Raw genomic sequence first — 311 nt, 5'->3', positions numbered from 1 at the left:
ACCAGCCCCTGGTGGATATGCCCGATAATGTGTACGCCAGCTTTTGCGACCGATTTGATAGCCGCTGTGTGGTGGGTGATCGCAAAATCATATTAACCCTGAGCGACTGGTCATGCGCCACTGGCGGATAAAATTCCTTGCGGATCAAAGCGTCGTGCTGGCCACCTATATCCAGCGACGAGACTATACGGATCAGAAATTCGGCGCTGAGCCGTTGTTTCCAGGCAGGTTGCAAAAACGAGGCGTATTCAAATCGCCACTTTGTCCACGTCGCCAGAGGGTCCAGGTTATGCAGCGCCAGTTGCAGCAGG

At 54.0% G+C, this 311-nt stretch carries 1 protein-coding gene; it reads right to left on the bottom strand.

The window, feature by feature from the left end:
- A partial coding sequence (locus tag AC0L3B_RS39040) for a hypothetical protein (protein WP_473383036.1) occupies positions 1 to 311 on the bottom strand: 311 nt, incomplete at both ends.

Source organism: Bradyrhizobium sp. Kon56, assembly GCF_055807635.1.
This window is presented reverse-complemented; position numbering and strand designations above follow the sequence as displayed.